At 61.1% G+C, this 21477-nt stretch carries 22 protein-coding genes; 20 read left to right on the forward strand and 2 right to left on the reverse strand.

Annotated elements, in window-relative coordinates; all coding sequences use genetic code 11:
• Positions 1-44 precede the first annotated feature (44 nt).
• The 13 genes from CLV85_RS13050 (at position 45) to dapF (ending at position 13755) form a co-directional block, all read left to right on the forward strand.
• Entirely contained in the window at positions 45-1007 is a 963-nt protein-coding gene (locus CLV85_RS13050; protein ID WP_100390074.1) for an efflux RND transporter periplasmic adaptor subunit, read from the forward strand.
• Positions 1007-1732 (forward strand): ABC transporter ATP-binding protein, encoded by a 726-nt coding sequence (locus CLV85_RS13055; RefSeq protein ID WP_100390075.1) that lies wholly within the window; start codon positions 1007-1009, stop codon positions 1730-1732. The genes CLV85_RS13050 and CLV85_RS13055 overlap by 1 nt, the downstream gene beginning before the upstream one ends.
• Positions 1729-3057 carry an ABC transporter permease gene (locus CLV85_RS13060; RefSeq protein ID WP_229820468.1) on the forward strand — a complete coding sequence of 443 codons (1329 nt, stop codon included), beginning with the start codon at positions 1729-1731 and terminating at the stop codon, positions 3055-3057. The genes CLV85_RS13055 and CLV85_RS13060 overlap by 4 nt, the downstream gene beginning before the upstream one ends.
• A gap of 130 nt (positions 3058-3187) precedes the next feature.
• Positions 3188-5941 (forward strand): FtsK/SpoIIIE family DNA translocase, encoded by a 2754-nt coding sequence (locus CLV85_RS13065; protein ID WP_100390076.1) that lies wholly within the window; start codon positions 3188-3190, stop codon positions 5939-5941.
• 4 nt (positions 5942-5945) lie between these two features.
• Positions 5946-6620: a CDP-diacylglycerol--glycerol-3-phosphate 3-phosphatidyltransferase gene (pgsA, locus tag CLV85_RS13070; protein WP_100390077.1), complete on the forward strand. Its 675-nt coding sequence runs from the start codon at positions 5946-5948 to the stop codon at positions 6618-6620.
• A 10-nt stretch (positions 6621-6630) separates the two neighbouring features.
• On the forward strand, positions 6631-7128 hold the full coding sequence (locus CLV85_RS13075; RefSeq protein WP_100390078.1) for a CinA family protein: 498 nt from the start codon (positions 6631-6633) through the stop codon (positions 7126-7128).
• Positions 7129-7372: 244 nt separating this feature from the next.
• A complete protein-coding gene (locus CLV85_RS13080; protein ID WP_100390079.1) occupies positions 7373-7681 on the forward strand; it encodes a helix-turn-helix domain-containing protein in 309 nt (102 codons plus the stop codon).
• Positions 7682-7764: 83 nt separating this feature from the next.
• Positions 7765-7989 carry a DUF3046 domain-containing protein gene (locus tag CLV85_RS13085; protein ID WP_100390080.1) on the forward strand — a complete coding sequence of 75 codons (225 nt, stop codon included), beginning with the start codon at positions 7765-7767 and terminating at the stop codon, positions 7987-7989.
• Between the two features lie 242 nt (positions 7990-8231).
• Positions 8232-9386, forward strand: a complete 1155-nt coding sequence (recA, locus tag CLV85_RS13090) for a recombinase RecA (RefSeq protein ID WP_100390081.1) — start codon at positions 8232-8234, stop codon at positions 9384-9386.
• A 7-nt stretch (positions 9387-9393) separates the two neighbouring features.
• Positions 9394-10353: a regulatory protein RecX gene (locus CLV85_RS13095; protein WP_100390082.1), complete on the forward strand. Its 960-nt coding sequence runs from the start codon at positions 9394-9396 to the stop codon at positions 10351-10353.
• A 43-nt stretch (positions 10354-10396) separates the two neighbouring features.
• On the forward strand, positions 10397-11932 hold the full coding sequence (miaB, locus tag CLV85_RS13100; RefSeq protein ID WP_100390083.1) for a tRNA (N6-isopentenyl adenosine(37)-C2)-methylthiotransferase MiaB: 1536 nt from the start codon (positions 10397-10399) through the stop codon (positions 11930-11932).
• A 7-nt stretch (positions 11933-11939) separates the two neighbouring features.
• Positions 11940-12890, forward strand: coding sequence for a tRNA (adenosine(37)-N6)-dimethylallyltransferase MiaA (gene miaA / locus CLV85_RS13105; protein WP_100390084.1), 951 nt, complete (start codon positions 11940-11942; stop codon positions 12888-12890).
• On the forward strand, positions 12877-13755 hold the full coding sequence (gene dapF, locus CLV85_RS13110; RefSeq protein ID WP_100390085.1) for a diaminopimelate epimerase: 879 nt from the start codon (positions 12877-12879) through the stop codon (positions 13753-13755). Before miaA ends, dapF begins: the two co-directional genes overlap by 14 nt.
• Before the next feature lie 42 nt (positions 13756-13797).
• On the opposite strand, the gene CLV85_RS13115 is transcribed toward dapF, so the two are convergent.
• A complete protein-coding gene (locus tag CLV85_RS13115) occupies positions 13798-14418 on the reverse strand; it encodes a class I SAM-dependent methyltransferase (RefSeq protein WP_100390086.1) in 621 nt (206 codons plus the stop codon).
• 42 nt (positions 14419-14460) lie between these two features.
• Between CLV85_RS13115 and hflX the strand changes: the two genes are divergently transcribed.
• Positions 14461-16023 (forward strand): GTPase HflX, encoded by a 1563-nt coding sequence (hflX, locus tag CLV85_RS13120; RefSeq protein ID WP_169925824.1) that lies wholly within the window; start codon positions 14461-14463, stop codon positions 16021-16023.
• 52 nt (positions 16024-16075) lie between these two features.
• On the opposite strand, the gene lexA is transcribed toward hflX, so the two are convergent.
• Positions 16076-16765 (reverse strand): transcriptional repressor LexA, encoded by a 690-nt coding sequence (lexA, locus tag CLV85_RS13125; RefSeq protein ID WP_100390087.1) that lies wholly within the window; start codon positions 16763-16765, stop codon positions 16076-16078.
• A 249-nt stretch (positions 16766-17014) separates the two neighbouring features.
• Here lexA and CLV85_RS13130 point away from each other — a divergent pair, with 249 nt between their 5' ends.
• The 6 genes from CLV85_RS13130 to CLV85_RS13155 all read left to right on the forward strand — a co-directional run bounded on the left by CLV85_RS13130 (position 17015) and on the right by CLV85_RS13155 (position 21396).
• Positions 17015-17377 carry a LysM peptidoglycan-binding domain-containing protein gene (locus CLV85_RS13130; RefSeq protein ID WP_100390088.1) on the forward strand — a complete coding sequence of 121 codons (363 nt, stop codon included), beginning with the start codon at positions 17015-17017 and terminating at the stop codon, positions 17375-17377.
• Positions 17378-17463: 86 nt separating this feature from the next.
• Positions 17464-18549: a histidinol-phosphate transaminase gene (locus CLV85_RS13135; protein ID WP_100390089.1), complete on the forward strand. Its 1086-nt coding sequence runs from the start codon at positions 17464-17466 to the stop codon at positions 18547-18549.
• On the forward strand, positions 18549-19154 hold the full coding sequence (gene hisB / locus CLV85_RS13140) for an imidazoleglycerol-phosphate dehydratase HisB (protein WP_100390090.1): 606 nt from the start codon (positions 18549-18551) through the stop codon (positions 19152-19154). Before CLV85_RS13135 ends, hisB begins: the two co-directional genes overlap by 1 nt.
• Positions 19111-19788 carry an imidazole glycerol phosphate synthase subunit HisH gene (hisH, locus tag CLV85_RS13145; protein WP_169925825.1) on the forward strand — a complete coding sequence of 226 codons (678 nt, stop codon included), beginning with the start codon at positions 19111-19113 and terminating at the stop codon, positions 19786-19788. The genes hisB and hisH overlap by 44 nt, the downstream gene beginning before the upstream one ends.
• Before the next feature lie 79 nt (positions 19789-19867).
• The gene (gene priA, locus CLV85_RS13150; RefSeq protein WP_100390092.1) at positions 19868-20617 is read left to right on the forward strand and encodes a bifunctional 1-(5-phosphoribosyl)-5-((5-phosphoribosylamino)methylideneamino)imidazole-4-carboxamide isomerase/phosphoribosylanthranilate isomerase PriA; all 750 of its coding nucleotides are present in this window, start codon (positions 19868-19870) and stop codon (positions 20615-20617) included.
• Positions 20618-20619: 2 nt separating this feature from the next.
• Positions 20620-21396, forward strand: coding sequence for an SseB family protein (locus CLV85_RS13155; RefSeq protein WP_100390093.1), 777 nt, complete (start codon positions 20620-20622; stop codon positions 21394-21396).
• Positions 21397-21477: the final 81 nt, after the last annotated feature.

Genomic DNA, 21477 nt, shown 5'->3' on the forward strand with positions numbered 1-21477 from the left:
TGCTCGGCTGCCGGGGTCGGGAATGAGCTGATTCGGAGACCTCCGTGGGAGTAGCGCGCCGGTGGGTATTTCCCATTATTTGGATGATTATCTTCGGCGTCATTGCAGCCGCCCTGGTGAAGTTCGCCTTCTTCGGTGACGCGCTCACCGCGGACAGCCTGGAGTATCCGACGGTGGCCATCGAGGAGCCGCACTACGAGGTTGTGGTGGGCACGATCCGCAACGACGTCGAACTGAGCGGCAGTATTGCTGCGGCGACCAGCGTGCCCATTCCGGCAACACTCTCGGGCGAAGTGCGTGAAGTCGCGGTGTCCTCGGGGCAGTCCGTCAAGAAGGGACAAGAGATACTCAAGCTGCGCGCCGAGGTCGTGAACCCCGACGGCACGATGGGCACCCAGTGGAAGATTGTCGAGGCTCCGGCAACCGGCAAGCTCACTGACTTTACTGCTCTTGTCGGGTCGACTTTCCAAGTGGGGTCGCCAGTCGGCGCCATTGCACCGCCGTCCTACATCGTCAGCGGAACAGTGCCGTCAGAACAGCTCTATCGTCTTGTCGATCGCCCGAAAGAGGCGAGCGTTGCTATCAATGGTGGCCCGGCGCCCTTCACGTGCACGAAGCTCAACATTTCCTTTGCGGAAGCGGGCGACGCGAGCGCGGGAGCGGCATCCGGTCCGAGCGTGTCCTGCACTGTTCCGAGCGACGTGGTTGTATTCCCGGGGCTTACTGCCGAAATAACAATTGCCGGTGGAATCGCTGAGGATGTGCTCGTGGTTCCGATTACGGCGGTGGAAGGGACCGCGATCTCGGGCAACGTGTATTTCGTGTTGCCCGATGGAACGACTGAGTTGCGCGAGGTCACTCTGGGGCTCAACGACGGTCTCAACGTCGAAGTCGTCTCCGGGCTCGAAGAGGGAGACACGATCCTTCAGTTTGTTCCGGGAGCCGAGGCCGACGAGGCTCTTCCCGACAACTGCTACCAAGAAAACGATGAAGTGGTGTGCTTCTAATGCCGCTGCTGTCGCTGCAGGAGGTGACGCGCTCGGTTGAGCTTCCTGACTTCTCCCGATTAGAGATTTTGAAGGGAATCGATCTCGACGTGGAGATCGGCGATCACCTCAGCATCGTGGGGCGATCGGGATCCGGCAAATCGACCCTCCTCAATCTGCTCGGCCTGATCGACAACCCAACGACGGGCAGCATCACCTTCGATGGTGAACCACTCGAAAAGCTTTCGGGCAGCAAGCGCGATCGAAAACGAGGTCGCGACGTTGGCTTCATCTTCCAGCAGTTCAACCTGCTCGCGGGGCGCACAGCCCTAGAGAACGTGATGACGCCGTTGCTCTATGCCTCGGGAAAACAATTCTGGCGGCGACGCACTCTAGCGAGCGAGATGCTCGAGCGCGTCGGTCTGGGAGATCGAATGGCATCGATGCCCGACAAGCTGTCAGGTGGCGAGCAACAGCGCGTTGCTATCGCGCGAGCGCTGGTGCGTAGTCCCCGGCTGATTCTGGCTGATGAGCCCACGGGCGCCCTCGACGTAGACACCGGCAAAACGGTGATGGCGCTCCTCGACGATGTTGCCGAACAATCTGGTGCGGCTCTGATCACGATTACGCACGACCCCAACGTGGCAGCCCTCGCTCGTCGGCATTACCGTCTCGACAACGGAGTACTTCACCCCATTGACGTGCGGCGGATGCTCGCGACCAGTCTGCCGGAGGCGGCGCTGTGATCTGGCGGCGTGCCAAAAAAGCCTCAGACGTCGCCGACGAGGCGGTTCGCATCGCTGTCCCTCTCGAAATTGAGGCCGCACCGCCGTCGCGGGAACATCGTCATTCGCTGCTCAGCGCGATCGTGGGGTCGTTTGTTGAAGCATGGGATGAAGTGCGGATCAACCGCACGAGAGTGCTGCTCAGTCTGATCGGCATTGGTGTCGCGGTGTGTGCCCTCGCAACGGTCGTCGGGGCGGGCGCAGTCTTCGGCCAGGCCCAGACCGAACAGAGCGAGCGATTCAGCGGCAGGCCGGCGACGATCGGTGTCTATCCTCCGTATCTCGAAAATGGCGTGGAACGGGCGGATACGGCGCAATTCATCGCACATATGGATGCCGTGATCGAGCGATACCAGATCAGTCACTCCACGCCTCGCTTTCGGGGGAGCGTCGGCGTCAATTTGCTCGACGGTCGGCAGTATTCCGCGGTCCAAGGAGTGAGCGCAGCATATGGAGTGATGCACCGCGTTGAACTCGGGGAAGGTCGCTGGCTCACTAAAACCGACGAGCAGCGGCTCGCGCCCGCAGTCGTTATCAACGACGTGTTCTACGAAACTCTCGGACGCCCCGATCTGCGCACGCATCCGACGATCGTGCTCGAATCCGACACGACAATCACGGCCGTCGTTGTGGGCGTGCTGATACCCGAGCCTTTCGAAAATGGGCTCAGTCTGATGATGCTGCCGGAACCGTTCGTTTCGCTCCTCGGCACGGGCAGAACAGAGGACGGCAACCTCAGTTATGAGCTGTGGGTTCCCGAAGAGCAGTCGGCGCAGCTCGAGCAGGCGATCTCGCGGGAGGTAACAGCGAGTTTTGGAGAAGGCTGGCGGGCCGACGCGAACCGCAATGATTATCGGGTATGGGGCGGGCCTGATCCCCTCGAACCGCTGCAGTGGGTCGTGGGAGGAATAGCGGGGCTAATTCTGCTTTTGGGCGCTCTCGGGCTCGTGAACATTTCACTCGTCACGGTCAAATATCGAGTCCGCGAGATTGGCGTTCGACGAGCCTTTGGGGCCACCGCGAGCCGCGTATTCTTCGCCGTCATGATGGAGAGCATCGTCGCGACCATCGCGGCCGGAGTCATCGGGGTCGCTGTCGCTATCGCAATCGTGCAAAACCCCGCCGTGCAAAACCTGATCGCGCCCGGGGTTCAAGACCTGCCACCATTCCCGCTCGAGGCTGCGTTGCTCGCGCTGGGAGCATCCGCTGCGGTGGGAGCGTTGGCGGGGCTCATGCCGGCGCTCGTCGCGGTCAAAGTGAAGGTCATCGACGCCATCCGGTACTAAATCGCGGGGGCGGGAATGATCGGTGCGGTGTTGAGCGTGCGTGCGCCGAACACTGCGTACAGACCCGCTCAGAGCTGCTCGGTGAGTGTCGCTGCGGTGCTCTGACAGAGGCCACAGGTAGCTTTGAATCATGGCTACGCGTACAACGTCGAACTCGCGCTCGGGTGCGTCGAAACCGCGCGCCAAGAACACGTCAAACAAGACTCAAGCAACCAAGAGGCTCCCACGGGGCAAGCAAGCGCCGGTCGAGCCCGAAGGGCCTTTGACCAAGCTGTGGCTTGCGCTTGCCCACATGGTGGGAGGCGCTTTCCGCGTCTTTGGTCGCGAAGAACTCACCAAAGATGAGCGCCGTGACGGCGTTCCCTTCTTGTTCTTCTTGCTGGCTATCGTCGGGGCCGTCGTGGAGTGGTTCAACCCGACAGACTCCGTCGCGATCGCGCTCGATGCCTACACGTTCGGTGGGCTCGTTGGCCGCGTGGCCTTCGCGCTCCCTGTCATCTTGTTGCTGCTTGCCGTCTGGATGTTTCGGCATCCGTCGAGCGTGCATGACAACGGCCGCATCGGCATCGGCCTCAGCATTCTCATTGTCACTGTCGCGGCGTTATGCCACGTGTACAGCGGTCAACCGCACCCCTCAGAGGGCGCAGAGATCATCGCTCGTGCCGGGGGAGTCTTTGGTTGGCTTCTCGCAAACCCCTTGCTCTGGCTCGGGGGAGAGTGGCTCGCGGTGCCGCTCATCGTGTTCCTTCTAGTGCTCTCGCTCTTCATCATCACCAAGACGCCACCCAACCGCCTGGGGTCGCGACTCCGTGAGCTCTACGCATACCTCTTTGGTGCTCAACTGCAGACAGACGAAGAGCGCGCGGCGGCCAAGCTGCAGGCCAACACCGGCAAGAACGACTCTGTTCAGTTCGGTTCGCTGACCGATATCGGGCTGGGCGACAACGACACTGGCTCGCTGCCGTGGTGGCGCCGCAACAAGTCGCACCCCACCGAAGACAAAGCGTTCGACAGCCCCGTGATCGGGCGAGACAACTCCACCGAAATCGTTGACCCGGCACCGAAGGCCCAGCCCACTGCGCCTCCCGCCGCGAAAGACCTCACGAAGAAAGAGGAAGATTTCGGCGTCGAGCTGCTCGAAGATCTCCTCAAAGCTGAAGACGCTGTCAAGAAGTACGCAACCGGTGAAGTGGATGCGCCCGCCACTGGCGTTCGTGACGACGGCCCTGGCGTCCTCCCCGGTTTCACCACCAAGGCGAGCGAAAAGGGTAACGCCGGCGAATTCGATGGTCCGCACGAGACCACCCCGCAGCAATCGAACATGACGTACCGCTTGCCGCAGGCATCGATGCTTTCGGCCGGCACGCCGCCGAAGTCGCGCTCAGCAGCGAACGACGAAGTCGTCGCTGCCATCACCGAAGTTCTCAAGCAGTTCAGCGTGGATGCCACCGTCACCGGTTTCAGTCGCGGCCCCTCTGTCACTCGCTACGAGTTGGAGCTGGGCCCGGGTGTCAAGGTCGAGCGCGTCACGGCTCTTGCCCGCAACATCAGCTACGCCGTGGCGAGCAACGAGGTCAACATCTTGTCGCCGATCCCCGGCAAGAGCGCCATCGGTGTCGAGATCCCTAACAAGGATCGCGAAATCGTTTCGCTCGGCGATGTGTTGCGTTCGAGTGCCAGTACCAAGAGCGAACACCCCATGACCATTGGTCTGGGTAAAGACGTCGAGGGTGGATTCGTCGTAGCCAACCTCGCCAAGATGCCTCACTTGCTGGTGGCTGGTTCTACGGGTTCCGGTAAGTCGAGTTTCGTCAACTCCATGATCACGTCGGTGCTGATGCGCGCTAAGCCCGCTGAAGTTCGCATGGTGCTCATCGACCCCAAGCGCGTTGAACTCTCAATTTACGCCGGGGTCCCTCACCTCATCACGCCCATCATCACGAACCCCAAGAAGGCTGCCGAAGCCCTCGCGTGGGTCGTGAAAGAAATGGATATGCGGTACGACGACCTCGCGAGCTTCGGTTACCGTCACATTGATGACTTCAACCGCGCCGTCATCGCTGATGAGATCAAGCTTCCTGAGGGCAGCCAACGTAAGCTCAAGCCGTACCCGTACCTCCTCATCGTGGTTGACGAGCTCGCCGACCTCATGATGGTGGCGCCGCGCGACGTTGAAGACTCGATCGTGCGCATCACCCAGCTGGCGCGTGCCTCGGGAATTCACCTCGTGTTGGCAACCCAGCGTCCCAGCGTGGATGTCGTGACCGGTCTGATCAAGGCCAACGTTCCGTCGCGCCTCGCGTTTGCGGTGTCGAGCATGACCGACTCCCGCGTGATCCTCGATCAGCCGGGCGCCGACAAGCTCATCGGCCAGGGTGACGCTCTCTTCTTGCCCATGGGTGCATCCAAGGCCATTCGCGTTCAAGGCGCGTGGGTACCAGAAAGCGAAGTTGCTGAGATCGTGCAGCACGTGATCGCTCAAGCTCAGCCTGAGTACCGCAACGACGTCACCGCTGTCGCGGAGAAGAAGCAGATCGATGCTGACATCGGGGATGACCTCGATGTCCTTCTCGCGGCGACTGAACTCATCGTGAGCACGCAGTTCGGATCTACGTCAATGCTGCAGCGCAAGCTCCGGGTCGGCTTCGCTAAGGCAGGCCGCCTCATGGATCTGCTGGAGTCCCGCGAAATTGTTGGCCCCTCCGAAGGGTCGAAGGCTCGTGACGTTCTCGTGACAGCAGAACAGCTCCCGGCGGTGCTCGCTCGGCTGCGCGGGGAAGACGACCCCGGTCCTGTTGACGCGGTAGAAGAGTCCCTCAGCGGATACGATGAAGTAGAAAGCTCCTCAGATGAGGATGCTTGGAATTTGACCGATCGGGAGTGATCGCGTGGGTGAACAACCTGTTTCGGAGTCCACTCCACCCGTAGTTCCTAGCTTCTCTATGCGCGGACGAGTGTTCCGTCGCGGCGATACGCCAGCATCTAACGGCAATATCGCCAACATCATTACGGTTGTGCGCATCTTTATGGCGCCCGTCTTCATCTGGCTGCTCTTGCTTGATAACGGTGAGATGGGACCGATTCGCTACATTGCAGCGGCGCTCTTCATCATTGCGATTGTCACGGATGCGGTCGATGGCCATCTGGCGCGTGGTCGCAATCTGATTACCAACGTGGGCATCATCCTTGATCCGATTGCCGACAAAGTTCTCACCGGCGGGGCCCTTGTGGCGCTCTCCATTCTGGGAGAGCTGCCATGGTGGATCACGATCCTGATTCTCGTGCGCGAGTTTGGCATCACGATTTATCGCTTCGCCGTCCTCTCCAAGGTCGTCGTTCCCGCGTCGCGTGGTGGCAAGCTCAAGACGGTTCTTCAAGCTGTCGCGATCGCGCTCTTCCTCGTCCCCTTGTTTACCGTGCTCGGCTCGTGGGTCCTATGGCTCAACTGGTCGGTCATGGCCATCGCTGTCGTACTCACGGTCTACACCGGCATCGAGTACTTGTGGCTCGCCTGGCGCCACACCCGTGCATCCAAGCCAGTAACTACAACCCCAGGAGTGTGACCCTTCTCTCGTGACTACTGAAGAACTCGCCACAAAGATTGTGGCGATTCTCTCCGAACAACGTCTCACGCTTGCGCTTGCAGAATCCCTCACGGGTGGCATGTTGTGCGCTTCTCTCGTCGCCGTTCCCGGTGCTTCGGCCGTGCTCAACGGATCCGTCGTGGCATACAACACGGCCATCAAGCATCAGGTTCTCGGAGTCGACGCGAGTCTCTTGGCCATCCACGGCACGGTGTATCCGGATGTCGCAGCCCACATGGCCATGGGAGCACGCGAGATTCTCGGCGTTGGCGACCAACAGGCATACTTCGGTCTGGCGACAACAGGTGTTGCCGGGCCGGGCCCGCACGAGGGCAAGGAGCCGGGAACCGTGTTTATCGGCTTTGCGGCAACAGGCTTCGTCGAGACGCGTGACTTCCACTTCACGGGGGATAGGCACGAGATTCGCGAGCAGGCGGTTACGGCAGCGCTGCAGTGCCTCTACGACTACCTCACGTCAGAGGACTAACGCGGGCGCATTTCCGGCGGGAGTTCGGCGTGCCGCTTAGCGAAGCTGTGTCGAGACCGCCCCAAAAGAGGTCACAGATTCGCCCTAGTGGCGGGAATATCCTACGTTTCGGTGCGGTTACAGTAAGCGAACTCACAAGGCTTCTCCAGAGTGGAGCAGCTAGAGTTCTCAACATACAAGTGGCTGTAGTCTTAACTATCCAGAGTTATCTGGTCGCACGATTCAGCCAGAAAGGGAGTGTCCAATGGTTCTAGTTCGTCAAGAAATCGGTGACGTTCTCCGTGACTTCCGCTTGCAAAAGGGACGCACCCTTCGACAGGTCGCAAGTAAGGCGAGCGTTGCGCTCGGCTACCTCAGCGAGGTAGAGCGTGGTCAGAAAGAAGCCAGCTCTGAGATTCTTGCCTCGGTAGCTGAAGCTCTCGATACACCTATATCGGTGATCATGCGCGAAGTCGGAGACCGACTCGCTGTCATCGAAGGCGCCACCACAATTCCCGATACTCTGCCCGACGAGCTCGTCGCAGAGTTCGATTCCAACTTGGTTACGCGCTAACCCAGCACGTCAGATGCCCCGTTCCGGTGTGGAGCGGGGCATTCGTGCGTTCGGGCACAGGTTAGCGCGCTTAGGCTGGTGGGATGCGACTGAGTGAGTTTTGGCTAGCTGTTTCCGATGAGTTCGGTGAGGCCTACGGTCGCGTGCTCGTTAACGACCAGGTGTTGGGGTCAGTCGGTGGCGTAACCGCGTCTCAGGCCTTGTCTCGCGGTGTTCCCGCCAAGCAAGTGTGGACCGCGCTGTGTGATGCCATGGACGTTCCTGCTGATCGCCGCTACGGCGTAGGCCAGCGCGAGCCTAAGAAGTAGCCTTCTTCCTCCCCGCGTGGCGTGTTCGAACATGTGTTCGATATTGTTAGTCTTCTCCCTAACATCCATTCGAATACTGCTAATGGATGCGTTACGCCCGTCGTAGTCCTGGAATGTCAGAGCCTGCACGTAGCGTGGCATTAGCAACACAGCCTTTGTCGGGAGGCTGCGGGCCTTGCACCATCGGTCCGCACGAATCGCGACAGCCTATGGGCAGCAACCTACGACTAACGGAGAAAATAATGCCATCAGCAGCAGACCGCGAGAAGTCCCTCGAGACCGCTCTCGCTCAGATTGACCGTCAATTCGGCAAGGGCTCAGTCATGCGCCTAGGCAGTGATGAGCGCGCTCCGGTCGAGGTTATCCCTACCGGCTCTATCGCTCTCGACGTCGCACTCGGCACGGGCGGCCTTCCGCGTGGCCGCATTGTTGAGATCTACGGTCCGGAGTCCTCGGGTAAAACCACGCTTACGCTCCACGCAATTGCTAATGCACAACGCAACGGAGGCATCGCAGCCTTTATCGACGCCGAGCACGCTCTCGATCCGGAGTACGCCGCCAAGCTGGGTGTCGATATCGACGCACTTCTTGTCTCACAGCCCGACACCGGAGAGCAGGCGCTTGAGATCGCCGACATGCTCGTGCGAAGTGGATCAATCGACCTGATCGTTATTGACTCGGTTGCTGCGCTGGTTCCTCGTGCAGAAATTGAGGGCGAGATGGGTGACACCCACGTGGGTCTCCAGGCGCGCCTCATGTCGCAGGCGCTGCGCAAGCTCACCGGTGGGCTCAGCCAGACCAACACGACCATGATTTTCATTAACCAGCTGCGCGAAAAGATCGGTGTCTTCTTCGGTAGCCCCGAAACAACCGCCGGCGGTAAGGCGCTCAAGTTCTACGCGTCCGTTCGCCTCGACATTCGTCGTATCGAAACGCTCAAGGACGGCACGGATGCGGTGGGTAACCGCACGCGTGTCAAGGTCGTCAAGAACAAGATGGCTCCGCCCTTCAAGCAGGCAGAATTCGACATCCTCTACGGAATCGGAATCTCGCGTGAAGGTAGCCTCATCGACTTCGGCGTCGACCACGAGATCGTACGCAAGTCCGGTGCCTGGTACACCTACGAAGGTGACCAGCTCGGCCAGGGCAAAGAGAAGTCGCGTGCGTTCCTCATCCAGAACCCCGAAATTGCACTCGAGATAGAACAGCGCATCATGCGCAAGCTCGGCATCGGTGCTGAGGCCAAGGCTGCGAACGCCCTTGAAGCCAAGGTCGCCGCAGAAGCGGCAGCCGTCGCCGAGAAGGCTGCGAAGGCTGCTCCCAAGGCCGATGGCCCCACGCTGCCGGTAGCAACTAAGACTGCTGCCGCGCCGCTCAAGAAGGCCTCCGGACAGTAGAAGCGCCATGACCAACTCCGACGACGACTACATCGCTCCCGTTATCAACCTGTTTGGTGACCGCAGGGCTGCAGCGCAGCCTGAAAACGCTGCGGTGGAGTCGTCGTCGGAGAGCGTCGATGACACGAATGCCAGCGCGGCCGGTTCCCCGATTGAAGAGGACCGTTGGGCAGACGAAGCACCGGTCGATGCTTTTCCGCATGACACGCGCGACCTCGGGATTATTGCCCCGGCAACCCTCGCTCCGGTCGCATCGATCAACCCTGTGCGAGCCCTCCCGACCATGCGCGACTTTGAGTCGGCGAGTTCTCGAGAGAGCAACGACACCGGCAGCGTCGCGCACGAGGATGGCCCCACGGCGGCGACGGGGGAGCCCGACGCTCCCGACCTGTCCAGCGCAAACCTGTCCAGCGCAGACCTATCCAGCACAGACTCGTCGAGCGCCGGCTCGTCGCGGGCTGGGCGCCCCGAGGCGCGTGACGGGTTTTCGGAAATCAGCAGAGTGAGCATGCGTGCTCTCGCCCGTAGAGGCATGTCTTCACATGAGATGACCCAGTTTTTGAGCACGCGTGAATTCGATAGTGACGAGATCGACGCCGAGATCGAGCGACTAGAGGGTTCTGCGCTTCTTGACGATGCGGCTCTGGCAGAAACTCTTACGCGTACGTTGCGCGAACGCAAAGGGCTGGGGGCTTCCGCCATCACGGCAGAGTTGCGCCGCCGCAAGATCGATCAAGAGCACATTGATGTCGTTGTCGACTTTGAGCGCGACGACGAACAAGAACGTGCGAACGAACTGGCCTTCAAACGGGCTCCGCAGCTGCGGTCCCTCGACAGCGTGACGGCCAAACGACGGCTAAGCGGTTTCCTACTCCGCCGCGGCTACTCAGGCTCCGTCGTGTCGGCCGCAGTAAATGCTGCCTTGGCCGGCGGTGGCGCATCTTCGAATGGCCCCACCTTCCGCTGACGCACGTCAAGTCCCACACGCGTTCAGGCTTAAGGTGGAACACATGATTGACGAAAAACTGGCGAGCCCGCGCAGCTATGAAGTGCGCACCTACGGATGCCAGATGAATGTGCACGACTCCGAACGTCTCAGCGGCTCTCTTGAAGCCGCCGGCTACATCCGCGCCACCGAGGGTCAAGCTGACGTGGTCGTCATCAATACCTGTGCCGTTCGCGAAAACGCCGACAACAAGCTCTACGGCAACCTGGGCATGCTCGCGAGCGTCAAGAAAGAACACGACGGCATGCAAATTGCCGTTGGCGGTTGCCTTGCGCAAAAGGATCAGGGTGTCATTCTCGAAAAGGCCCCGTGGGTCGATGTGGTGTTCGGCACCCACAACATGGGCTCGCTGCCCACGCTCCTCGAGCGCGCACGGCACAACGAAGAAGCTCAGCTAGAGATTCTCGAGTCCCTCGACGTCTTTCCCTCGACGCTTCCCACCCGTCGAGAATCGACCCACAGCGCGTGGGTGTCGATCTCGGTCGGCTGCAACAACACCTGCACGTTCTGCATCGTTCCCACCCTGCGCGGCAAGGAAAAAGACCGCCGCCCCGGCGAAATTCTCGCTGAAGTGCAAGCAGTCGTCGATGACGGTGCCACCGAAGTAACTCTCCTCGGGCAAAACGTGAATTCCTACGGCGTTGAGTTCGGTGACCGTCAAGCATTCAGCAAACTTCTTCGCGCCACCGGGTCGATCGAAGGTCTCGAGCGCGTGCGGTTTACAAGCCCGCATCCGGCTGCGTTCACCGACGACGTCATTGACGCGATGGCCGAAACTCCCAATGTCATGCCGCAACTGCACATGCCGCTTCAGTCCGGCTCCGACCGCATCCTCAAGGCTATGCGTCGTAGCTACCGCTCGACCAAGTTCTTGGGGATCCTCGAACGCGTTCGTGCGCAAATGCCGGATGCCGCCATTACGACCGACATCATCGTGGGTTTCCCTGGCGAGACCGAGGAAGACTTTCAAGAGACACTTCGCGTCGTCGAAGAGTCTCGCTTCGCGTCGGCCTTCACTTTCCAGTACTCGATTCGCCCGGGAACCCCCGCGGCCACAATGGATAATCAAATTCCCAAAGAGGTCGTGCAAGAGCGCTACGAGCGCCTCGCCGCTCTGCAAGATCGCATCTCGCGTGAAGAAAACGACAAGCAAATCGGCCGCACACTGCAGGTGATGGTCACGGCGACCGAGGGTCGCAAGCAGGCCGAGACCGCACGACTGTCGGGCCGAGCCGAAGATTCCCGCCTCGTGCACTTCAACGTGCCCGAGGGCAGTGCAACTCCGCGTCCCGGCGACGTCGTCACGCTGACGGTGACCGAGGCTGCAGCGTTCCATCTCGTGGCGGACACCCCTGCGGGAGGCAAGCTCAACATCCGCCGTACCCGCGCCGGCGATGCGTGGGATCGGGCCGAAGCCGCATCGTGTGGAGTGCCGTCAGCCGCCTCTGCCGGCGACGCTGCCCCCAAAGTCTCGCTGGGGCTGCCGACGATTCGCGTCGCTACGACGCCCATCTACGACCCCAGCGACTCGCTGCGTTAACCCAGAGATGGCTATCGCCAGCACACCACCCCTCGTTGTTGTCGTCGGGGCAACCGGAACCGGCAAGTCCGAGCTCTCTCTCGACATCGCTGAGGGCCTAGCGCGCCAAGGTAATGCGTGCGAGATCATCAACGCCGACGCTATGCAGTTTTACCGCGGCATGGATATCGGTACCGCCAAGCTTCCTGTCGACGAGCGCCGAGGCATCCCGCATCACATGCTTGACGTTCTCGACCCCACCGATGACGCCAGCGTGGCGCAGTATCAACAGGATGCTCGGCAACTGATTACGCAAATTCAGGGTGCAGGGCGCGTGCCCATCATGGTCGGGGGATCAGGGCTCTACGTGTCGAGCGTCATCCACGACTTTCAGTTTCCCGCCCGCGACCCGGAGGTGCGGGCACGGCTAGAAGCTGAGCTTGAACGCGATGGCGTCGGCCTCCTTTTTCAGAGGCTCCAAGCGGTGGATCCGGCGGCTGCACAATCGATTGGCGCCAGCAACGGGCGTCGCATCGTGCGAGCTCTCGAAGTGATCGAGATCACGGGGGAGCCCTTCGGTGCGGGCCTGCCCGAAGAAACCAAGCTCTGGACGCCAGCGCACATCTTCGGCCTCACCACTCCGCGAGACGAGCTCGTGCCGCGTCTTAACCGTCGGGTGCAGCACATGTGGGATACCGGGCTTCTCGATGAGGTGCGCGGTCTTCGCGACCGGGGGCTTGGCGTTACCGCTGCGCGGGCGATCGGCTACGCGCAAGCGATCGAGCAGCTCGATGGCACGCTCAGCGAAGCCGAGGCTATCGAGCAAACCGCGGCCCTCACTCGCCGCTACGCCCGCCGCCAGGTGGGGTGGTTCAAACGTTACGAACAGTGCCACTGGCTGGCCTACGACGATCCCGACCGTGTGCAACGTGCTCTGGCGGTCGTGATGGGAGAGAATGGATCGCATGGCGACGCTTAACTTCACCAAAGGTCAGGGAACTGGCAACGACTTCGTTCTCTTCACTGACCCTGATGGCGAGATCAACCTCACTCCCCAGCAGGTCGCCGCAATCTGCGACCGTCGTTTCGGAGTGGGTGCCGACGGCGTCATCCGTGCCGTGCGCTCTCGCAGTCTCGATGCCGGCGCTGCGGCGCTAGCAGAAGACGCCGATGCCGAGTGGTTCATGGATTATCACAACGCCGACGGCAGCATCTCGGAAATGTGCGGCAACGGCATCCGCGTGTACGCCGAATACCTCGCCTCGGAAGGGCTCGTTGATTTCGAGCCGGGAGACACTTTGCCGATCGGTACCCGAAGCGGTGTGCGTGACGTTCAGCGCAATATGGCCGGCTACCAGGTCGACATGGGCCGTTGGATGCTCGACGGTGGCGAGCCGCTCGTACGTGCGAAGGAACTCGAAGTGGCCCGACCGGGCCTCGGTATCAACGTCGGCAACCCCCATGTGGTGGTGGCTTTGGCCGAAGAGGCCGAACTCGATCGCGTAGACCTCAACTACATTCCCGTCATCGACCCGCTGCCCGAACACGGGGCCAACGTCGAATTCGTTGTTCCTGCCGAGCCGCTCGTGAAAGACGGCGTTGGTTCAATCCGGATGCGGGTGCACGAGCGCGGCAGTGGCGAAACGTTGTCGTGTGGCACGGGTGCAGTCGCGGCGGCGCTTGCTATTCGCCACTATGCCGGACGCAGCGCGCCCCACCAGTGGCGCGTGACGGTACCCGGTGGCACTGTCGTCGTGCGCATGTTCCCGACCGAGGATGGCGAGCACGTCTCGTTGAGCGGCCCAGCCGAGCTCGTGTTCACCGGCACGCTAGAACTCGCTTAGCGAGCCCCCTGCGGCCCCAGAGCCGCCTTTCCGTCTGGCGAGCTACTCGCTGACGGCGTGGTGACGTGCCCGCAACACTCGGTAGCCCTTGTTGGTGGCGGCGCGCGTGAAGCTGAAGTTGTCGGGGAAGGTTGCTTCCATCCACCGCTGGAGGGAATCTGATCCCAGATTCTTTTGCACGACGAGCCACGCGTCGGCATCGAGCTCAAGGCGGGGCAGCCAGGTCTGCAGAATGTTGTGGAGTTCGTTCTTGCCCACGCGAATGGGCGGGTTCGACCAAATAGACATAAATGTTATGTCTTCGGGAACATCTGCGGGCAGAACCGCGTTAATATTGGGTATGGACAATTTTTCGGCGTTAGCCCGCACAAGATCCAGTGCGCGCTCGTTGACGTCCACCGCCCACACCGTTGCATGAGGTGACTCGAGGGCAAGGGTGAGCGCCATAGGTCCCCAGCCGCAACCGAGGTCAAGCAGGTTTCCTCCCGGAGGAGGCGCCGGCACATTCGACAGCAGAACTTTCGTTCCGGCATCGATGCGCTCGGGGCTAAAGATCCCATTCGACGTGACAAGTTCGCGTTCAACACCTGCAATGGTCGCGTGAATCGTCCGCAACTTGAGATCACTCTCGGGTGATGACGAGAAGTAATGCTCGTTGGCCATGCACAGAACTTACCGAAAACTAGACAAGTAGGGTTAACCCAAATGACGCGAAACACGACAGAAACCAGTATCGAGGCCAATAACGGCGACGACGCCGAGCGTTCCGTCGACCGTGTTCTAGCGAGCGAAGGCTCCGATCACGCCGCGGTGAAGCGGTTCGGGGCTGCGGGGCTCGGCAATTCGGGTGCACAAGCGTTGCAGTCGGATGCTCACTACGAAGCTGATCGCGATGGCGACCAGTTCGATCGTGACGATCGACATGCGCTCAAACGTGTTGCCGGTCTTTCGACCGAACTAGACGACGTCACCGAAGTTGAGTACCGCCAGCTACGCATCGAGAACGTTGTTCTTATCGGCATCTACGGACAGGGCAACCTGCGCGACGCCGAGAACTCCATCCGCGAACTCTCGGCTCTCGCTGAGACGGCGGGTGCTGTGGTGCTCGACGGCCTCTTGCAGCGCCGCAGCCACCCCGACCCCAGTACATACTTGGGAAAGGGTAAGGCTCGTGAGCTGAAGGATGTCGTGGCCGCAACCGGTGCCGATACCGTCATTGCTGATACCGAGCTCGCGCCGAGCCAGCGCCGTGCGCTGGAAGACGTTGTCGGCGTCAAGGTCATCGACCGCACCGCCGTCATCCTCGACATTTTCAGCCAGCATGCCACGAGCCGCGAGGGTAAGGCTCAAGTTGAGCTTGCTCAGCTCGAGTACCTGTTGCCCCGACTGCGTGGTTGGGGTGAATCGATGTCTCGCCAGGCCGGTGGTCAGGTCGGTGGCGCCGGCGCCGGTATGGGTAGCCGCGGACCGGGTGAGACGAAGATCGAACTTGATCGTCGTCACATCCACACTCGCATGGCTCGCCTGCGTAAGCAGATCAAGAGCTTCGCGCCGGCTCGCGAAGCGAAGCGGGCTAACCGTGACCGGTTCGAAGTGCCGAGTGTCGCAATCGCTGGCTACACCAACGCGGGCAAGTCGAGTTTGCTCAACCGCATGACTAAGGCCGGCGTACTCGTCGAGAACGCTCTGTTCGCGACGCTTGACGCCACCGTTCGCAAGTCGACGACGGCAGACGGGCGCCTGTTCACTCTGAGCGACACCGTCGGATTCGTTCGAAATCTGCCTCACCAGCTCGTGGAGGCGTTTCGTTCCACGCTGGAGGAGGTCGGCCAGGCCGACGTCATCGTGCACGTTGTAGACGCCTCGCATCCCGACCCGGGAGCGCAGCTCGCTACCGTTCGCGACGTGATCGGCGAGTTGGGTGCCCGCGGCATCCCAGAGATCGTCGTGTTCAACAAGAGCGATCTTGCGGATGACGACCAGCGTTTGGTGATCCGTGGCCTTGAACCGACGGGCATCTTTGTGTCGGCGCGCTCTGGCGAGGGCATCGACGAACTCAACGCCCGCATCGCGGAGCTGCTGCCCAAGCCCGAGGTCGAAGTCACCCTGCTGGTGCCGTACGACCGTGGTGAGGTGATCTCGCGCCTGCATGTGCAGGGCCGCGTCATGTCAACGGACTATCGCGAAGAGGGCACGCTTGTGACGGCGCTTGTGCACCCTGCGCGTGTGCCGGAGATCGAAGAGTTCGTCACCGCTCAGGTGAAGTAGCTTGCCGCGGCGTAGCCCCGACTAAACAGGGCTACGCCGACTCGGTCAGCACTTAGAGCGCGCGCAGTACCGTAACGACTTTGCCGAGTACTTGCGCGTAGTCGCCCAAGATCGGCTCGAAGTTGGAGTTGCGGGGGAGTAGCCACGTGTGGCCGTCGCGCTGACGGAAGACCTTGACGGTGGCTTCGTCATCGAGCATTGCTGCCACGATGTCGCCATTCTCTGCAGTTTGTTGCTGGCGCACCACTACCCAGTCGCCGTCGCAAATCGCTGCGTCGATCATGGAATCCCCGACGACCTTGAGCATGAAGAGCTCGCCCTTGCCCACAAGTTGGCGGGGGAGGGGGAATACTTCTTCGACGTGCTGTTCGGCGGTGATGGGGATACCGGCAGCGATTCGTCCGACGAGAGGAACCATCGCTGCATCGCCCATAGATGGGCTGATGGTGCTGGATTCATCGACTGCACTCGGAACATCGATGAGTACTTCGATCGCACGTGGGCGATTGGGGTCTCGGCGCACGTAGCCACTCAGCTCAAGCTGGTTGAGCTGGTGCGTCACGCTCGACAGCGAAGAGAGTCCGACGGCGTCGCCAATCTCACGCATGCTCGGCGGGTAGCCCTGAGTAGCTACAGAACGCTGGATCATTTCGAGGATCGCCTGCTGTTTGGCGCTCAGGTTGGTTCGCCGCCGCGTTCCCCGCTCAGAAGCGTCATCGGGGCGGGCTGTTGAGTCAGTCACGAGTCCTCTATTTCTGCCAGTGACGATTCCAATGTCAGTGGCTCATTCGAAACTGTATCCGCAGGAGAGGCCAAAACCAAACATTTGTTCGAGTGTCTGAAACAAATGTCAGTGGCTTCTTCGAATATGTACTTGATATTCGAACTATTCGAATGTATGTTCGGAACACAGCTTCGCACCCGGCTCTCCCGGCCGAGAGTCGGGTGCGATAACCCGAGTCGGGTGCGATAACCCCTAGAGGAGTGAATGATGTCCACTGCAGTGATTGCACCTAACGCGGCTGTCCGTGCTCGGCAGTCCGCACCACGTCTTCGCCTCACCACGCGTGGCCGTGTCGTCTTCACGACGCTCGCGGCCGCGCCGTTGGTTATCGCCGCGCTCGTGTTCTCGCTTAACAGCGGTGGAGCAGTCGCAACGCTCGACGCCGATGAGAACGCTTTCGTCTATGTGGATGTTGCGGCGGGCCAGTCTCTCTGGAACATCGCTGAGCAGCACGCTCCTGGCCAAGACCCGCGTGAGGTAGTCGCCCAGCTCGTGCAGCTCAACCAGCTTCCGTCAGCAGATATCTTCGCTGGCCAAGAGCTCGCGATTCCCGCAAGCTTCTCGCGCTAAAGCAAGCCACGCTGAGCTTCCACCGCGCGGTCCTAGGCAAGCGTCATGAGGCGCAGAGTCCAGCCGCGTTCCTCTAGCATTGATGAGTGACTTCGCTTTCTGATCTCCCCATTCGTGATGACCTTCGCGGTCTCACTCCCTACGGTGCGCCGACTGACCCCGTACGCATTCAACTCAATGTCAACGAGAACACGCATCCGATTCCGGAAACAGTCGCTACCGACATCGTGATGGCCCTCGCAGGCGCGGTCATGAATGCCAATCGGTACCCGGACCGCGAGTTCACCGAGCTTCGCGAGTCACTCGCGGCCTACTTGGGGCACGGTCTGACGGCCGACCACATCTGGGCCGCCAATGGTTCGAACGAAGTTCTCCAGCAGACGCTGCAAGCTTTTGGAGGCCCCGGGCGTCGTGTCCTCGGTTTCCCTCCCACGTACTCGATGCACTCGATCATCGCTTCTGGCACAGGAACTGAGTGGGTAACCGCGCCTCGGGATCCTGCTTATGACATCACTCCCGAGAGTGTGGTGGCGGCGATCGCCGAGCACACCCCAGACGTCGCGTTCCTGTGCTCACCTAATAACCCGACCGGCACTCCCGTGAGCAACGACACCATCGCCGCCGCGTACGACGCGACTGACGGAATCGTTCTCGTCGATGAGGCCTACGCCGAGTTCTCCGACCGCGAATCGGCGCTGGCATTGCTCGACGGTCGCCCTCGCCTCATCGTTTCTCGCACCATGAGCAAGGCATTCGCTTTCGCGGGAGCGCGCGTGGGCTACCTCGCGGCTGATCCCGCCATCGCTGATGCGCTTCGACTCGTTCGCTTGCCCTATCACTTGTCCGCGCTCACTCAAGCGGCGGCTGTTGCGGCGCTTGCCCACGCACCGGAAATGCTTGCGATGGTCGACGAGATCAAGACTCAGCGTGACCGAATGAGCGCCGGGCTGTCGGCTCTGGGCTTCACGCCAGTGCCCAGCGAGGCAAACTTCGTGCTGTTCGGCGGAGTGGACGACCCGCAGGCGCTGTTCCACAAGCTCCTCATTCAAGACATTTTGATCCGCGACGTGGGCATCCCGCACCACTTGCGGGTCACCGCCGGTACTGCGGAAGAGACAACGGCGTTCTTGGATGCGATGGCAGACCTTCAAGCGCTCGGTAGGGTTGAGTAATGACTTCAGATCGCACCGCGACGATTAAGCGCGAAACTAGCGAGTCGAGCATCGAACTTTCGATCAACCTCGACGGCACCGGCACCTCATCCATTGAGACCTCGGTTCCTTTCTACGACCACATGCTGACGGCATTCTCTAAGCACTCGCTCATCGACCTCACGGTCAAAGCGAGCGGTGACACCCACATCGATGTCCACCACACGGTGGAAGACATCGGTATCGCTCTGGGGCTCGCGATCAAGCAGGCTCTGGGAACCAAGGCGGGTATCTCGCGCTACGGTGACGCTCTCGTGCCTCTCGATGAAGCTCTCGTGCGGGCGGTTGTTGATGTCTCTGGGCGTCCCTACCTCGTGCACACGGGGGAGCCTGCGGGCTTCGAAATGCACCTCATCGGTGGGCACTTCACGGGCTCGATGGTGCGTCACGTCTTCGAGGCAATCAGTTACAACGCGGGAATCACGGTGCACGTGACGGTATTGGGTGGCCGCGACCCGCACCACATCGCGGAGGCCGAGTTCAAAGCTTTCGCTCGCGCGATGCGTGCTGCGGTCGAGCCGGATGCCCGTGTCTCGGGTATCCCGTCTACGAAGGGCGCGCTCTAGAGTGGCTGCTCCTTCAGTTGTCATCCTCGACTACGGTTCCGGCAACATCCACTCGGCGGCGAAAGCTCTCGAGGCCGCGGGTGCGAACGTTCGGTTGAGCGCGGATCGTTCGGTTGCTGAGGCAGCAGACGGTCTCCTCGTGCCCGGCGTCGGTGCCTTTGCGGCCGTCATGTCGGCTCTCGAGTCGGTTCGCGGTGGCGCAATCATCGAAAAACGCCTCACGGGTAGCCGCCCGGTTATGGGCATCTGTGTCGGCATGCAAGTGCTCTTCGCCTCTGGCGACGAACACGGTATTCAGACCGACGGGCTCGACGAGTGGCCGGGTGTTGTAGAAAAGTTACCCGCGCCGGTTTTGCCGCACATGGGCTGGAATACTGTCGAGACTCCTGACGATACGACGCTGTTCGATTCCATTCGCGACGAACGTTTCTACTTCGTTCACTCGTACGCTGCACAGCAGTGGACGCTTGACGTTCAGCCCCCTTTCCCGCAGCCGAAGCTCACCTGGGCCGACCATGGCGGGCGTTTCTTGGCAGCGGTCGAAAACGGACCCTTGACTGCCACTCAATTTCACCCGGAGAAGTCGGGCGAAGCCGGAATCAAACTTCTAAGCAACTGGTTGAAGACACTCTGATTTTGCGCCTGTTCGTCGTGCACTAGTATCGGATGCTTGTGCGCGGCGTTCCGCGGTCAGGTCTTTAGAGAGCGTATCTATGAGCGAGTTCAACAAAACCCCCGGTCTTACACTGCTTCCCGCGGTGGATGTAGCAGACGGTAAGGCTGTGCGTCTCACGCAGGGCGAAGCCGGCACCGAGAAGAGCTACGGCGATCCATGCGCTGCTGCGCATGACTGGGTTGACCAGGGCGCCGAGTGGATTCACCTCGTTGACCTCGACGCGGCTTTCGGCCGGGGCAACAACCACGCGATGATCAAGAAGGTCATCAAGTCCACGCCAAAGCGCGTGAACATCGAACTCTCGGGTGGCATCCGCGATGACGAGTCGCTCGAAGCTGCTCTCGCCACCGGCGCCAAGCGCATCAACCTCGGCACGGCCGCGTTGGAGAACCCCGAGTGGGCTGCCCACGTTATCGCCGAGTACGGTGAGGCAATCGCTGTCGGTCTCGACGTCCGCGGCACGACGCTCGCTGCCCGCGGTTGGACTCAAGAGGGCGGCGACATCTGGACCGTCCTCGACCGCCTCGAGTCTGCCGGTTGCTGCCGCTACGTGGTGACTGACGTCACGAAAGACGGCACGCTGCAGGGCCCGAACATCGAACTTCTTCGCCAGGTCATGGACCGCACCCACCGTCCGGTCATCGCCTCGGGCGGAGTATCGAGCTTGGACGACCTCATCGAACTGCGCGAACTCGTTCCTCAGGGACTCGAGGGCGCAATCGTCGGTAAGGCGCTGTACGCCAAGGCCTTCACGCTCGCTGAAGCGCTCGACGTCTCCTCGCACTAATCATGGCGGCGGAATCGAACGCAGCAGACTCTGCCGGGGTGCCCTGGGCGGGGCGCTCGTTCGAGCCGAATCCTGCTCCGGATGACGATGGTCGCGCCCCAGAAGAACTCATGGCGGCAATCACTCGCTTTCACGCCGGTGATGCTTCCGAGTCCGAAGTTGTCGATCAGGTACGCACCTCGCGCCTGCTGATCCCGCTTCTCGCGAAGGCAGGGGAGACCGGCACCACCGCCGAGGGGCTCACAGTCGATAAGACTCAAGAGCTGTCGATCGTGACCGTTACCGGGCCCGATGGCCGCGCAGTGCTGCCGGTGTTCAGCTCTGTTGACGCGATGAAGACCTGGAACCCGGATGCTCGGCCGGTGCCTGCAGCAGGCACCCGTGTCGCGCTGGCGGCCGCGAGCGAAAATACTGACCTTGTCATTATTGACCCGCTGAGTGACAGCGAGTTCATCATTCGCCGCCCCGCGGTGTGGGCGATTGCTCAGTCCGTTGACTGGACCCCGAGCTTCTTGCGTGCTGACGTGCGAGATGAGTTTGCGGCATCCGCTGCTGACGAATCGAACGTCGTTGACGTTCAGCTTCTCGCCGGCGACCCCGGAGCCCGTTTGCAGGGCCCTGAATTGGTCGTGCAGATCGCAATGCGCGAGGGGCTTGATCGCGAGACTCTCGACGCCATCATGGATCGCCTTCGCACGAGTTGGAGTGCTTCAGAGCTCATCGCAGAGTCGGTCGACTCTCTCGCAATTCAAGTCGTGCGGGCTCCCGCTGCCGACTAGCGGAGCAAACCTGGCGGCCGCCAAGCCAGCGGTAATCCAGCAGGCGAGGTGCTAGTCGCGAGGACTCGAGAAGTCGAGGCG

Origin of the sequence: Salinibacterium amurskyense, from assembly GCF_002797685.1 — a bacterium.
Classification (GTDB): Bacteria; Actinomycetota; Actinomycetes; order Actinomycetales; family Microbacteriaceae; genus Rhodoglobus; species Rhodoglobus amurskyensis.

What these genes read in the sequence shown, in the direction of transcription:
- priA (WP_100390092.1), top strand. Translation starts at nt 19,868, where the DNA reads ATGAGCGAGTTCAACAAAACCCCCGGTCTTACACTGCTTCCCGCGGTG.
- hisH (WP_169925825.1), top strand. Translation starts at nt 19,111, where the DNA reads ATGCCCGTGTCTCGGGTATCCCGTCTACGAAGGGCGCGCTCTAGAGTG.
- hisB (WP_100390090.1), top strand. Translation starts at nt 18,549, where the DNA reads ATGACTTCAGATCGCACCGCGACGATTAAGCGCGAAACTAGCGAGTCG.
- CLV85_RS13055 (WP_100390075.1), top strand. Translation starts at nt 1,007, where the DNA reads ATGCCGCTGCTGTCGCTGCAGGAGGTGACGCGCTCGGTTGAGCTTCCT.
- CLV85_RS13155 (WP_100390093.1), top strand. Translation starts at nt 20,620, where the DNA reads ATGGCGGCGGAATCGAACGCAGCAGACTCTGCCGGGGTGCCCTGGGCG.
- CLV85_RS13095 (WP_100390082.1), top strand. Translation starts at nt 9,394, where the DNA reads ATGACCAACTCCGACGACGACTACATCGCTCCCGTTATCAACCTGTTT.
- recA (WP_100390081.1), top strand. Translation starts at nt 8,232, where the DNA reads ATGCCATCAGCAGCAGACCGCGAGAAGTCCCTCGAGACCGCTCTCGCT.
- CLV85_RS13115 (WP_100390086.1), bottom strand. Translation starts at nt 14,418, where the DNA reads ATGGCCAACGAGCATTACTTCTCGTCATCACCCGAGAGTGATCTCAAG.
- CLV85_RS13085 (WP_100390080.1), top strand. Translation starts at nt 7,765, where the DNA reads ATGCGACTGAGTGAGTTTTGGCTAGCTGTTTCCGATGAGTTCGGTGAG.
- CLV85_RS13065 (WP_100390076.1), top strand. Translation starts at nt 3,188, where the DNA reads ATGGCTACGCGTACAACGTCGAACTCGCGCTCGGGTGCGTCGAAACCG.
- miaB (WP_100390083.1), top strand. Translation starts at nt 10,397, where the DNA reads ATGATTGACGAAAAACTGGCGAGCCCGCGCAGCTATGAAGTGCGCACC.
- CLV85_RS13080 (WP_100390079.1), top strand. Translation starts at nt 7,373, where the DNA reads ATGGTTCTAGTTCGTCAAGAAATCGGTGACGTTCTCCGTGACTTCCGC.
- miaA (WP_100390084.1), top strand. Translation starts at nt 11,940, where the DNA reads ATGGCTATCGCCAGCACACCACCCCTCGTTGTTGTCGTCGGGGCAACC.
- dapF (WP_100390085.1), top strand. Translation starts at nt 12,877, where the DNA reads ATGGCGACGCTTAACTTCACCAAAGGTCAGGGAACTGGCAACGACTTC.
- hflX (WP_169925824.1), top strand. Translation starts at nt 14,461, where the DNA reads ATGACGCGAAACACGACAGAAACCAGTATCGAGGCCAATAACGGCGAC.
- CLV85_RS13130 (WP_100390088.1), top strand. Translation starts at nt 17,015, where the DNA reads ATGTCCACTGCAGTGATTGCACCTAACGCGGCTGTCCGTGCTCGGCAG.